We start from the raw sequence: 13,720 nt of genomic DNA, 5'->3' as shown, positions 1-13,720 counted from the left end.
GGCGTCAGGTGTCGGGAATAAGGATCGTATTGTAATAATTACCTGCATACCGCCCGGTTCCGTTGTAGTTTCGACATGCGAAGTTCAGGCTTGAAAAGTGGCGATAAATTCACGTGCTCTTTGCTGTGATGGGCTGTTATTTGCGCTGCGCCTCGCCGCTGTGGGCTTCCGCGCTGGGCGACGTCCCGCCTTGCGGGCCTGCCGAGCCCGGCGCCTCTACGGACTTTTGCGGCACCTTGCTCTCCGAGGTCTGACCGCTGGGGCTAGGGCCCTTGCCGAAGCGGGCTGCCAGTTTGTCCTGCACCGCGGCCAGTTGAGCCGCCTGCACCTTGGCTTCCTCGGCTTCCTTGACCTTCTTGGTCTCGGCTGCCTGCTGCTGTTCAGGTGTGGGCGGAGGCAGCTTGGCCTCGGCGGTGGAGGCCAGCAGGACGGCCAGTGCGAGCGTCAGCCCGCCCAGGACCGCGCGTTGCCAGAAGTCGTTCGAGAACCATGGGTCAGGGAGATGTTTCATCGGATTTGCCTCGTCTTATGTGCCGGCGTGGGCGGGGGTTTTCCGATGGGAGTGGCAAGAAGCGTGCCGCGCATGCCGAGGCGCTGACAGACGGAGCCGGACAGGCCGCCCGGGCCAGTGCCGGACGGCCTTCGGGGTGGTCCTGCCGGGCTCAGGAGCCGGCCAGCCGCTTGCTGGCCTGGGTCAGCGTCTGGCGTACGGCGTCGTGCCCGGCCCACGGGTCGTGCCGGGCCATTTCCTCCAGGCGCGGGCCCACGTTGGCGATGGTCCAGTGCGCCGCCGAGGTCAGGTCGGCCAGTTCCTCCCAGGCCACCGGCACGGACACGCCCAGCCCGGGCCGCGCGCGTGCCGAGAACGCGGCGGCCGTGGTAGCCCCGACACCGTTGCGCAGGTAATCGATGAAAATCTTGCCAACCCGGTTGCGCGGCCCGCTCTTGGCCACGAAGCGGTCGGGAATCATGGTCGCCATGTGCTGCACCACCGCCTGGGCGAAGTCCCGCACGGGGTCCCAGCCCCAGTTCGCACGCGGCGCCAGCGGCACCACCACGTGCAGGCCCTTCCCGCCGCTGGTCTTCAGGAAGCTTTGCAGCCCCAGTTCGTCCAGCAGCCCCTTGGTCAGCGTGGCGGCCTCCCGGATGGCCGGCCACTTCACCCCCTCGCCGGGGTCGATGTCGAAAATGACCCGGTTCGGCCTGTCGAGGCTGCGCGCCACCGCGTTCCAGGTGTGGAACTCCACCACGTTGAGCTGCGCCACCGCCACGATGGCCGCCTCCGTGGCGATCTCCAGCAGCGGCGGATGGCCGGGCCAAAGCTTGGGGTCGAGCGGCTTCACGCCGTCGATCTTGAGGGTGTCGCCGTGGCGCTGGAAGAACTGTTCGCCATCCACGCCGGATGGGGCGCGCACCAGCGCAATCGGCCGACCCTTGAGGTAGGGCAGCATCAGCCCGGCGGCGCTGGCGTAATAGCGCACGAGGTCGCCCTTGGTCAGCCCGGTGGAGGTGTCGATCACCCGGTCCGCATGGCTGACGACGATCTTGCCGATGGTCTCTTTGGCCGGGGCTTTCCTGGCCGGGGCTTTCTTTGCTGCCGACTTGGCCGCCTTGGCCGACGTGCCCGACTTGCCCGACTTCGCCGCCGCCGCCGGCTTCTCCACCGACACCGCGCCGGCCGGCTTGTCCGTGCGCAGGCCGTGGAACACCGAATGCCGCACGCGGCCCTCCTTGGTCCACGCGCCGAAGGACACCTCCGCCACCAGCTTCGGCTTGACCCAGTGGCCGCGAATGCCGCGCGGCAGGTCGTCGAACGGCGGGGCGTCCGTGACCAGGGGGTCGAGCTGCTTGCGCAGCGTGCCGAGCATCGCCGTGTCGAACCCCGTGCCGACGTTGCCGGCGTAGCGCAGCTTGCCCTGCGCGTCGTGCACGCCCAGCAGCAGGGAGCCCAGCCCGCTGCGGCTGCCCTTCGGGTCGGTAAAGCCGCCGATCACGAACTCCTGCCGCAGCGTGCATTTGAGCTTGATCCACGTGTTGGCGCGCGTGCTGACGTAGGGCGCGTCGTTGCGCTTGCCGATCACGCCTTCCAGCTTCATGCGGCAGGCGGCGGCGAGCATCTCGTCCGGGCTGGCCTCGAAGCTCTCGCTGAAATGGAGCCGGGGCGCGGTGTTGGCCTCKAACAGCCGGCGCAGCAGCAGCCGGCGCTGGTCCAGCGGCACGGCGCGCAGGTCGTGGCCGGCGTAGTAGGGGAGGTCGAAAGCGTAGAACTGGATGGCGTCCGCGCGCGAGGTCTCGAACGCGTTCTGCAGCGCCTGGAAGTCGGTGATGCCCTGCGCGTCCACCACCACGATCTCGCCGTCCAGCCAGCCGTCGGGCAGGCCCAGCGTGCGGATCTCCGCCGCGAGGGCGCGCAGCTTGGAAGTCCAGTCGTTGCCCTGGCGGGTGAACAGGCGCACGTCGTCGCCATCGACCCGGGCCAGCACGCGGTAGCCATCGAACTTGATCTCGTACTGCCACTGGCTGCTGTCGGCCGGTGCCTTCTCCACCAGCGTGGCGAGCTGGGGTGCCAGCGCCAGTGGCAGCTTGGCTTTCTTGGCGCCCTCGGGCAGGGCGGGGAGGTCGCGGGCCTTGGCCTTCTTGGTGGCTGCTGACTTGGCCGATTTGGCCGGTGCCTTCTTTGCAGCCTTCTTCGCCGCCTTGGCCGTGCCGGCCAGCACGCTGTCCGGCATGGCGTCCACCACATTGAAGGCCGACGCGGCCTGCGCGTACTCGTCGCGCTCCTTGATCAGCAGCCAGCCGTTGTCGCGTTGGTCGTCGCGCTGGCGCTTGCCGCCCATGCGCACGAGGGTCCAGTGGCCCTGCAGCTTCTCCCCGCGCAGTTCGAACTTGAGCTTGCCGTCCCGATAGCCGGCCGCCGGGTCGCCATCGGGCACCCAGGTGCCCCGGTCCCACACGATGACCGTGCCGGCGCCGTAGTGCCCGGCCGGAATCACGCCTTCGAAGTTGGCGTAGTCGAGGGGGTGGTCCTCCACGTGCACGGCCATGCGCTTGTCGGCCGGGTCGTAGCTCGGCCCCTTGGGCACGGCCCAGCTCTTCAGCGTGCCGTCCAGTTCGAGCCGGAAGTCGTAATGGAGCCGCCGCGCGGCGTGTTTCTGGATCACGAAGGACAGCGCCGGCGCCGCGCGCTTGCGGGCGGTCTTGGTTCCCTTGGCTGCCTTGCCCCCGCTGGGCTCCGGCGTGGCCGCGAAGTCGCGCTTGCCCCGGTACTTGCCGAGCGGTTCGGCGGCGTCCGGAGCGGGGTCGGCGGCACGGGTGGCACGGTTAGGTTGAGCCATGATCTGTCCTTCGGAGGCGGCGGGGCTGCGGCTTTCAGCTTATGCAGCACACGCCGCTTGCGAAAGCGGGAGCCGTCCTACACGCCGCCCCTTACCCGTTGTTGTAATTCCTGACAGCCCATGCTGCGCCGCACATCGGCGTGTCGCCGCCGCCAGCCGGGAACGGGACTTGCGGACTCGACAGGGGAGACACGCCACAGTGTCGTCAGCGTCAACAGTGCGCCCGCAGCAGCCCGGATGCCCGCGCGCCGCATCCCATCCGAACCGGGCCTGGCAGAGGACGACACGGAAATGAGACCCCTGAAACCAATTGGCTCGCAGGTCATCGTGCTGACGGGTGCCACCAGCGGCGTAGGCCTGATCACGGCGCGCAAGGCGGCCGCCGCCGGCGCCCGGCTCGTGCTGGCGGCGCGCAGCGAGGACGTGCTGCACAAGCTGGCCGAGGAGTTGCGCGAAACCGGGACCGAGGTCATCACCGTCAGGACCGACGTGGGCAACCAGGACGACGTGGCCAGGCTGGCCGAGGCGGCCATCGAGCGCTTCGGCGGATTCGACACCTGGGTCAACAACGCCGGCGTGACGATCTTCGGCCGCCATGACGACGTGCCGCTGGAAGACCAGCGCCGCCTGTTCGACACCAACTACTGGGGCGTGGTGCACGGCTCGCTGGCCGCCGCCACGCACCTGCGCCAGCATGGCGGGGCGATCATCAACATGGGTAGCGAGGCCTCCGACTGCGCCATGCCGCTGCAGGGCGCCTACGCGGCGTCCCAGCACGCCATCAAGGGCTTCACGGACACCCTGCGGCTGGAACTGGAGCAGGAGAAGGCACCGATCTCGGTAACGCTGATCAAACCGGCCGGGCTGGAGACGCCCATGGTCAGCCACGCCAAGAACTTCCTGCATGTGGAGCCGAAACTGGCGGCGCCGCTCTATGACCCCGCGATGGCCGCCGACGCGATCCTGTTCGCCGCCGCGCACCCGCGCCGGGACATGTTCGTGGGCGCCTCCGCCAAGGCGTTCTCGGCCGCCGCCTACCACGCGCCGCACGCGTTCGACCGCTTTATGAGTCGCTTCATGGGCCGCGCCCAGCAGACGCGCGACCCGGCCGGCCCGCGCGAGGACAACACGCTCTACGAGGCTGGCAACTGCCTGCGGGAGCGCACTGGCAACCGCAAGGCGATCCAGTCCTGCCCGTACACGACGTCGGCCCGGCATCCGCTGCTGACGACGGCGCTGATGGTGGGCGCGGCGGCGACGATGGMGGGGCTGGTGCAACTGAGGCGGCGCTAGGGTGAGAGGGTGCGGGCCGGTTGTCGATTCAAGCCCGCACCAGCAGCGCCACCGGCAGGCTGGCCAGCGCGTCCTTCACGCGCACATAGCCCGCGTGGGATGGCACCGCGTGGCCGGTCAGCACATCGACCCAATCCCCCTCGGCATGCAGCGCGGTGTCGCCCCAGCAATGGGGCGGAATGCGGGGTAGCGCCGGGTCCACATGGGCGGCGGCCAGCCGCGTCACGATGACCATCGCTTCCACCGGCCCGCAGCGGCGCGAGAACGCCAGCACCTGCGGCGCCAGCTTGCCGATCGCCGCCCGCGCCGTGTATTCGCCCCGGCTGAACAGCGCCGGCTGTTCGGCCCGGTACGCCAGCACTGATCGGATCACCTGCTGCTTGATGCGGCCGTCGCGCCAGCGCGCCAGCCACTGGGCCCAGCCAGCCCGGCAGTCCAACCGCGCCTGAAGCTGCGCGTAGTCCGGCGGGCGCCGGTTGTCCGGATCGACGAGGCTGAAGTCCCAGCCCTCGTTGCCCTGATAGCGGTCCGGCACGCCGGGCGCCGTCAGCGCGAGCAGGGTCTGGGCGAGGCTGTTGAGCGCGGCGGCCGGGCCGATCCGGTCCGCGAAGCGGCCGATCTGCTCCAGCACGCTGTCTTCGCCACCGGACCCCAACGCGGCGAGGAACGCTTCGCAGGCTGCCTCGTAGGCCTCGTCGGGATGGGTCCAGCTCCCGTGGCGCTTGGCTTCGCGGATGGCCTTGCGCTGCCACGCCAGAATCCGGGCGATGAAATCGCGCTGGGCGTCCTCGCTCGCCAGCGCGCCCGCCTCCGCCGGCCAGGCGCCCAGCAGCGTCTGGTAAAGCATTGCCCGATCGGTGCCATCCGGCCCCTTGGGGGAGGCCACCAGCAGCGGCCCGATCTGCGCTTCCCAGCCGGCCACGGCCTCGGCCCATKGCTCGGCGACCTCGCTCAGTACCGCCAGCCGCATGCGGGCATCCTCGCCGCGCTTGTGGTCGTGCGTGGCCACCGCCAGCATGGCGTGCGGCCAGTGCGCCTGCCGGTGCGCCATGCGCGCGTGGAACCGTTCCGGCGCCAGCGCCAGCGTGCCGGGAAAACTGCCGACTTCGTTACGGGACAGCAGCCGGCCGTAGCGATAGAAGGCGGTGTCCTCCGTGGATTTGGCCGCCAGCGCTGGCATGACCTGTTGCAGCCGGGTGCGGATGGCGCCGGCCGGAGTGTCGGCTGCGGCATCGCTTTGCAGGCAGCCCAGGAGGAAGTCGAGCGCCGCCGCCTCGTCCGGGGCGAGGTGGGTGCGCGCCTGCCCGGCGGCGCTGGCGACCATCGCGTCGTCGAAGGCTGGCTCGCCGGCCACGCCGGTGTAGTAGCTCCGATAAACCGGCACCGCCGCGAGGAAAGCGGTCAGCGCGTGGCGCAGCGCGTGGGCGGTGAGGTCGCGCGTGGCCGGCACCGACCGCGCCAGCGCGTGCAGGCGGGTGCAGACCGCGTCGATCTCGGCCACGAGATGCCGGGCGATCACGCGGTGGCGGGCCGACTTCACATAGTCGGGGTAGGGCCGGCTGTCGCCGCTGATGCGCATCCAGAGCATGTTCAGCGCGCCTTCGCCGCTGGCGTCGTGGAGTACGGCGGAAACCTCGTCCATGAAGTCGTAGCCGGTGGTGCCGTCCACGCCCCAGTCGGCCGGCAGCGGTTCGTCCTCGCCCAGGATCTTCTCCACCACGATCCACGGGTGCGCGCGGGCCCCCTCGGCGGGGCGGCCGGGGCGCAGCATGTCCAGCCGGGCGCGAAGCTGCCGGCAGTAGCCAGCGGGGTCGGCCAGCCCATCGACATGATCGACGCGCAGCCCGTCCACCCAGCCTTCGGCATAGAGGCGGAAGGCCAGCGCGTGGACGGCCTCGAACACGTCCGCGTTTTCCTCCCTCACGCCAACCAGCTCGGTGATCTCGAAAAAGCGCCGCCAGGTCAGTTCGGCGGCGCCAGTGCGCCACCACGCCAGCCGGTAGTGCTGGCGCTCCAGCAGCGCGTGCAGGGCTTCCGGGGTGCCCGGCGCGGCCATGTCGAGCATGGGCTCGGCCAGCGGCAGGCTGTGGTCGCCATAGCGCAGCGTGGCCGGGCCGCCGGGCGGGCGCTCCAGCTTGAGCGCGCCGGAGGTCAGCGTGTCCCAGTACGGATCGCCGAGGATCGGCAGCAGCACCTTGCCCTGCAGCGCGGGGTCGGCGGGCTGCCAGTCGATGTCGAAGACCTGCGCATGGGCGCTGCGCTGGCCGTGTGCGAGCACGTCGCGCCACCAGCCGTTGTGCGTGGCATCGGCCGCCATGTGGTTGGGCACGATGTCCACCACCAGGCCCAGCCCCGCCGCGCGGGCGCGCGTGGCCAGCGCCAGCAGGCCATCTTCGCCGCCCAGTTCCGGGTTGACCTGCGTGAAGTCGGTGACGTCGTAGCCGTGCGTGGAGCCGGGGCGCGCGGTGGTGACCGGCGACAGGTACAGGTGGCTGACGCCCAGCCCGGCGTAATAGGGCACCAGCGCCTCGGCATCGGCAAAGGTGAACCCGGCGTGCAGCTGGAGGCGCGCGGTGGCGCGCGGCACCCCGGCGTGGTCGAGATCGCTCATGGATGTTGCAGGCAGGTCACGCAGCAGTGTTCGGGGAGCGTGCCGGCGGCCAGCGTGGCGATGGCGCCGGGCTGGCTGGCGTGGATCATCGCGCCGCCGTCACAGTCGACCACCACGGGTTCCTCGCCCAGATTGAGCCAGATCGACAGCCAGCTGCCGTCGCCCAGCCGCCAGCGCGCCACGAGGGCCTTGTCGCCCAGCACGGTCACGCCCTCGGCGCGGGCGTTGCGCAGGCGCGGCATCAGCTCGTTGCGGCGGATCGACAGCAACTCGCCGTAGTAGTGGTGCCACGCGCGGCAATAGCCGTCGGTGTCGTCACAGATCGGGCGGGACGCCTCGAAGGTCTCCGGCGCGTTGGGATCGGCGATCTGCGCCGAGCGGGTGTCGTCGCGGAAGGCTTCGGACGCCGCGAACTCGCGCCGGCGGCCATCGCGCACGGCCTGCGCCAGTTCGGGCGGGTGATCGGTGAAGTACAGGAACGGCGTGCGCGCGCCGTGCTCCTCGCCCATGAAGACGAGCGGGATCTGTGGGCAGAGCAGTTGCAGCGCCACGGCGGCGCGCAGCGCGTCCGGCTCCGCCAGGCTGGCCAGCCGCTCGCCGAAGGCGCGGTTGCCGGTCTGGTCGTGGTTCTGAAGGAAGGTGACGAAGGCTGTGGGCGGCAGTTGGGCGCTGGGCTGGCCGCGCCGCACCTCGCGGCCCTGCAGCGGGCCGTTCTCGTCGCCGGAGCGATGGGGCGATACCTCGCCCTGCCACGCGAAGCCTTCGGCCAGCACCCGGGCGAGGTGGTGGATGGGCGCCGTACTTGCGTCGGCAGCCACGGTCTCGGGCAGGCCGGCGTGGTACTCCCTGTAGTAGCCGTCATGCTCGCCGGTCAGCAGCACGTGCAGCGCGTGGTGGGCGTCGTCGTTCCACTGGGCGTCGTAGCCGGCGGCCAGCAGTGCGGCGTCGTTGTGGTCGTTCTCCAGCACCAGATGCAGATGGCGGCCCGGCAGGCAATGGCGCAGGTCGTGCGCCAGTTGCGGCAGCCAGCCTTCGTCCTCGATGGCGTGCACGGCGTCCAGCCGCAGGCCGTCGAAGCGGAACGATTCCAGCCAGTAGCGCGCGCTCTCGCCAAAGAAGCGCCGCACCTCGGGGCGCCGGAAGTCGATGGCCGGCCCCCACGGGGTCTGGCGGTCGTCGCGGAAAAAGCCGCTGGCGTAGCGGTGCAGATAGTTGCCCTCGGGGCCGAAGTGGTTGTAGACCACATCGAGCAGCACCATCATGCCCAGCCCGTGCGCGGTGTCGACCAGCGTGCGCAGGTCGTCCGGCGTGCCATAGCTGCGCTCGGGCGCGAACGGCAGCACGCCGTCATAGCCCCAGTTGCGCGCGCCGGGAAACTCGGCCAGCGGCATCAGTTCGATGGCGGTGAAGCCCAGCGCGGCCAGCCGGTGCAGTTGCGCGGTGGCGCCGGCGTAGCCGCCGGCCAGCCCCACGTGCATTTCATAGATCACGGCCTCGTGCCAGGGGCGCCCGCGCCATTCGGTGTGGTGCCACGCGAACGGCTCGGCCGGCTGGCACAGCACGCTGGCGCCGTGCACGTCCTCGGCCTGAAGCCGGGAGGCGGGGTCCGGCACGATGGTGCCGTCGTCGAGCCGGAACCAGTAGCGCGCGCCGTCGCAGCAGGCGGTCACGGCTTCGAACCAGCCGTGCTCGGTGGGCGCCATCATCACCGGCGCCATGCCGGCCACTTCGAGCCGCACGGGCTGGTCCTCCGCGGCGGCGTCCGGCGCCCAGAGGCGGAAGCGCACGCGGCCATCGGCCAGCCGCACCGGGCCGAAGCGGTAGGATTCGGCGCTTTCATCGTCACATGGCAGCAGGCGCGTGTCCGCGCCGAGCGTCTGCCATTGCGGAACCGGGGGCACGGGCCTGGCGCCGGTACCGGGCGCGGGCATGGCATACATCATGGTGCGCTACCTTCAGGCCGGCAGGCCCGGTGTGACCGGTTCCACGGCGGGCGTGGGCAGGGCGGGACGAGGGGCGCGCGACGGACGCGCGGCGGGGGCCGCCACGGCATCCGGCAGCGGGGCGGGTACTGCGGCGGGAACATGGGCGAGGGCCGGCGCCAGCGCGCGGTACATCGCCAGATACTGTTGCGCCGGACCTTCCCAGCCGAACTCCGTCTGCATGCCGGCACGCTGCATCGCGCGCCAGTGGCGGGGGCGGTGGAACCAGTCTAGTGCGCGCGTGATGGCGGCGCCCATCGTTTCGACCGAATCGCCATCGAAGACGATGCCGGTGGCGCGGGGAGCAGGCAAGGCATCCTCGCCCACATCGCGCACGGTGTCAGCCATGCCGCCCACGCGGGAGACGATGGGCACTGTGCCGTAGCGCATGGCGTAGACCGGGGTCAGGCCGAATGGCTCGAAGCGGCTGCCGTGCAGCAGGGCGTCCGCGCCGGCGTGGAGCAGGTGGGCGTCTTCCTCGCGATAGCCGATGGAGATGCCCACGCGGTCCGGGTGGCGGGCGCCGAGCGCGCGGTAGGCCGCCTCCAGCGCCGGATCGCCGCAGCCGAGCACCGCGAACTGCACATGGTCATGGCGGCGCAGCGCCGCCTCCATCGCCAGCACGGCCACATCGGCCATTTTCTGGTGGGTGAGCCGGCTGCCCATGGCGATCAGGGGCCGGTCCGGCGCCTGCGCCAGGCCGTGGCGCGCCTGCAGCGCGGCCTTGCAGGCGCGCTTGCCGGCGAGGTCGCGGGCGTCGTAGCGCTGCGGCAGCAGGCGGTCGGCGCGGGGCGACCACGCGTCCGTGTCCACGCCATTGGGAATGGCGCCGAGCACCTCGGCGCGGTGGCGCAGCAGGCCGTCCAGCCCATGGCCGAAGGGTTCGGTGAGGATCTCGCGCGCATAGGTGTGGCTCACCGTGGTCACGCGGTCCGCGTAGCGGATACCGGCCTTCAGGAAATTGACCTTGCCCCAGAACTCGATGCCATCCGGCGTCAGGCAGGCCGGCGGCAGGCCCAGCGCGGCGGCGCGCTCCATCGGAAACACGCCCTGGAAGGCGAGGTTGTGGATGGTGGCCACGGTGGGCACCGGCAGGCCGCGCGCGCGCATCAGCAGTGGCGTGAGCGCCGCATGCCAGTCGTGCGCGTGGACCAGTTGCGGCGCCGGCAGCGGGGTCTCGCCGGCGGCGATGAGCGTGGCGGCGTGGGCCAGTGCGGCGAAGCGCTGGGCGTTGTCGCAGAAGTCGCGCCCGGTGGCGTCTACATAGAGCGAGCCGGGCCGGTCATAGAGCGAGGGGCAGTCCAGCAGCACCACGCGCACGCCGCTATCGGGCGTCTGGCCTTCCAGCAGCCGCGCCGGGCTGTGGCCGGGCGGCAGCGCCATCGGCAGCCGGATCGCGCCGAGGCTGCGCAACTGCTTCGCCGCCGCCATGGCCCGGGGATAACCGGGCATCAGGATCGTGACATCGGCGCCGCGCTGATGCAGCGCCTGCGCCAGTCCGCCCACCACATCCGCCAGCCCGCCGGTCTTTGCCAGGGGGTGCGCCTCTGCCGCCACAAACAGGATGTTCGCGTTCAAGATGAGACTCCGCTTCCAGGTCGGTTGGAAACGAACGCGCGGGCGGCTTGCCTGCCGCCATCGCGCCGGGTTCGTTCTTCTTGGCTTGCCTGCGCATTGCGCCACCGCGCACGGGGGCGCCGATCCGCTGGGGCCGGAAGGCGGCGGATGGCGAGCGAACAACCCGGGGTGCGAAGGGGCGCAGAAAATCGCGCGGCTTCAGCAATGCGAACTCCGTGCCAGCATGCTGCACTGCGTGACGGGCGCGCCGCGTCGTGGCTGGTGGGGACGGCGGCGGCCCGGCAGGGCGGGGTTGTGTATAAGGTGCCCGCCCGGTTGTAGAAACTACCGCGCCTGCTGCCGTCGAAGAGCCATCGACAACATTTACGATCCACTGCCCCCGCAGCGCTMGCTGAAGGTGTCGATGCCTTCGGCCTCCGCAAGACGGGCGCCTTGCACCTGCCCGCTGGACCGGTGCAGCAGGCACACCGGCACCGCCCGTGCGCGCCAGACGCGCTGGCAGTACTGCTCGATCGCCCGGTCGGACGAGAACCGCCCCGAGCGMGCGCTGGAGAGCACGGACATGCGTTGCCAGCGCTCGTTGTCGACGTAGGCGGCCGAGACCTGCTGCTGGCAGTGCAGGTAGGAGGCGAAGTCGGCCATCAGCAGGTAGGGGTCGTGCTGGAGCAGGCCGTCGAACAGCGGGCGGAACACGGCGGCGTCGCCCTTCGAGAAGAAGCCGTGCTGGATCAGGTCCACCACCGCGCGCAGCTCGGGGCTGCTGTCGTAGTAGGTGGAGGGGTGGTAGCCGGCGGCCTTGAGCGCGTAGACCTCGGACGCGTTGAGGCCGAACGGGAAGAAGTTGTCGGCGCCGATGGCGTCGCGCAGCTCGATATTGGCGCCATCCATGGTGCCGATGGTGATGGCGCCGTTCATCGCGAACTTCATGTTGCCGGTGCCGGAGGCCTCCTTGCCGGCCAGCGAGATCTGCTCGGAGAGGTCGGCGGCGGGGTAGATCTTCTGGCCGTGGGTGACGTTGAAGTTGGGCAGGAATACCACCTTGAGGCGGTCTCGCACCTGCGGGTCGCGGTTGACCACGCCCGCCACCGAGGTGACGAAGCGGATCATCAGCTTGGCGTAGTGGTAGCCGGGCGCGGCCTTGCCGGCGAACAGGAAGGTGCGCGGCTGCACGTCCGCGTGCGGATCGGACTTGATGCGGTGGTAGAGCGCGATGATATGGAGCACGGCCAGGTGCTGGCGCTTGTACTCGTGGATGCGCTTGACCATCACGTCGAACATCGAGTCCGGGTCCACCACCACGCCGGTGGTGTCGCGCACGAGGCGAGCCAGGTCCTGCTTGTTCTCGCGCCGCACGGCCTGCCAGCGTTCCCGGAAGGCGGGGTCGTCGGCGTACGGCTCCAGCGCCTGGATCTGGTCGAGGTCCTTGATCCAGCCGTCGCCGATGGCTTCGCTGACCAGCCGCGTCAGCCGGGGATTGGCCAGCGCCAGCCAGCGGCGCGGCGTGACGCCGTTGGTGATGCTGGTGAACTTCTCCGGCCACATCTCGTAGAGATCCTTGAGCACGTCCTCGCGCATCAGCCGGGAGTGCAGCTCCGCCACCCCGTTGATGGTGTGACTGCCAACGCACGCCAGATGGGCCATGCGCACGTGCCGCTCGCCGTGCTCGCTGATCAGCGAGAGCCGCGCCAGCCGCGATTCATCGCCATAGAAGCGGATGCGTACCTCGTCCAGGAAGCGCGCGTTGATCTCGTAGATGATTTCCAGGTGGCGCGGCAGGATGCGCTGGAACAGCGGCAGCGGCCATTGCTCGAGCGCCTCCGGCAGCAGGGTGTGGTTGGTGTAGGCGAAGGCGCGGCGGGTGATGTGCCAGGCTTCGTCCCAGGCCAGGTCATGGTCGTCGATCAGCAGCCGCATCAGCTCGGCAATGCCCACCGCCGGGTGGGTGTCGTTGAGCTGCACCGTGAACTTCTCGTGGAAGCGCGTGACCGGCAGGCCCTGCGTGGCCAGCAGGCGCAGCATGTCCTGCAGCGAGCAGGACACGAAGAAGTACTGCTGCTCCAGCCGCAACTCCTTGCCCTGCTGGGTCTCGTCGTTGGGGTAGAGCACCTTGGTGAGGTTCTCCGACGTCACTTTCTTGTTCACCGCGCCGAGATAATCGCCCCGGTTGAAGGTGTGGAAGTCGAACGCCTCGGTGGCTTCCGCGCGCCACAGCCGCAGCGTGTTGACCGTGTTGACGCGGTAGCCGAGGATCGGCGAGTCGAACGGCACCCCCACCACCATCTTGGCCGGCACCCAGCGCACGCGGTAGCGGCCCCGGTCGTCGGTGTAGTGCTCGGTATGGCCGCCCAGCCGCACCTCCACCGCCCATTCGGAGCGCTGGATCTCCCACGGATTGCCGTTGCGGAGCCACGTGTCGGTGCTCTCCACCTGCATGCCGTCGATGATGCTCTGGTGGAAGATGCCGTACTCGTAGCGGATGCCGTAGCCCAGCGCCGGAATCTCCAGCGTGGCGAGCGAATCCATGAAGCAGGCCGCCAGTCGCCCCAGGCCGCCGTTGCCGAGGCCGGGCTCCTCCTCCTGCGCGAGGATATGGTCGAGGTCCAGGTTGAGCGCGGCCATGGCGGCGCGCACTTMGTCCGCGATGCCGAGGTTGACGAGGTTGTTGCCGAGGTGCGGCCCCATCAGGAATTCGGCGGACAGGTAGGCCACCGTGCGCGACGGCTGGCTCTGGTAGGCCTCGGCGGTGCTGATCCAGCGCTGCACCAGGCGGTCGCGCACKGTGTGGGCGAGCGCCTGGTAGAGGTCGTTGCCGCTGGCGTGGCTGGGCACCATGCCCTGGGTGTAGAACACGTGATCGAGAAAGGCCCGCCGGATGGTGGCGCTGGACATCGACGTCCGGGTGTCGTCCGAGTGTTCGGCCG

7 protein-coding genes are annotated in these 13,720 nt (G+C 70.2%); 1 reads left to right on the top strand and 6 read right to left on the bottom strand.

The genetic code is table 11. From position 1 onward, the window contains the following. Positions 1 to 136: 136 nt before the first annotated feature. Together AC1EJR_RS23220 and ligD are read right to left on the bottom strand one after the other, a co-directional pair. Positions 137 to 511 carry a hypothetical protein gene (locus AC1EJR_RS23220; RefSeq protein ID WP_477113269.1) on the bottom strand — a complete coding sequence of 125 codons (375 nt, stop codon included), beginning with the start codon at positions 509 to 511 and terminating at the stop codon, positions 137 to 139. A 151-nt stretch (positions 512 to 662) separates the two neighbouring features. Beyond that, on the bottom strand, positions 663 to 3,335 hold the full coding sequence (ligD, locus tag AC1EJR_RS23215) for a DNA ligase D (protein ID WP_477147614.1): 2,673 nt from the start codon (positions 3,333 to 3,335) through the stop codon (positions 663 to 665). Between the two features lie 291 nt (positions 3,336 to 3,626). Here ligD and AC1EJR_RS23210 point away from each other — a divergent pair, with 291 nt between their 5' ends. Then, positions 3,627 to 4,628: an SDR family oxidoreductase gene (locus AC1EJR_RS23210; protein ID WP_477147613.1), complete on the top strand. Its 1,002-nt coding sequence runs from the start codon at positions 3,627 to 3,629 to the stop codon at positions 4,626 to 4,628. A gap of 28 nt (positions 4,629 to 4,656) precedes the next feature. On the opposite strand, the gene treY is transcribed toward AC1EJR_RS23210, so the two are convergent. The 4 genes from treY to AC1EJR_RS23190 form a co-directional block, all read right to left on the bottom strand. Next, positions 4,657 to 7,239: a malto-oligosyltrehalose synthase gene (treY, locus tag AC1EJR_RS23205; protein WP_477147612.1), complete on the bottom strand. Its 2,583-nt coding sequence runs from the start codon at positions 7,237 to 7,239 to the stop codon at positions 4,657 to 4,659. After that, positions 7,236 to 9,179, bottom strand: a complete 1,944-nt coding sequence (gene treZ / locus AC1EJR_RS23200) for a malto-oligosyltrehalose trehalohydrolase (protein ID WP_092301551.1) — start codon at positions 9,177 to 9,179, stop codon at positions 7,236 to 7,238. Before treZ ends, treY begins: the two co-directional genes overlap by 4 nt. Before the next feature lie 15 nt (positions 9,180 to 9,194). Next, entirely contained in the window at positions 9,195 to 10,799 is a 1,605-nt protein-coding gene (glgA, locus tag AC1EJR_RS23195) for a glycogen synthase GlgA (RefSeq protein WP_255370993.1), read from the bottom strand. Positions 10,800 to 11,162: 363 nt separating this feature from the next. Then, positions 11,163 to 13,688, bottom strand: coding sequence for a glycogen/starch/alpha-glucan phosphorylase (locus tag AC1EJR_RS23190; protein WP_477147611.1), 2,526 nt, complete (start codon positions 13,686 to 13,688; stop codon positions 11,163 to 11,165). Between the last annotated feature and the right edge of the window lie 32 nt (positions 13,689 to 13,720).

The organism is Cupriavidus sp. 05T42, from assembly GCF_056396345.1.
Note: the sequence above shows the minus strand (reverse complement) of the source record. Positions and strands in the feature narration are given on the sequence as shown.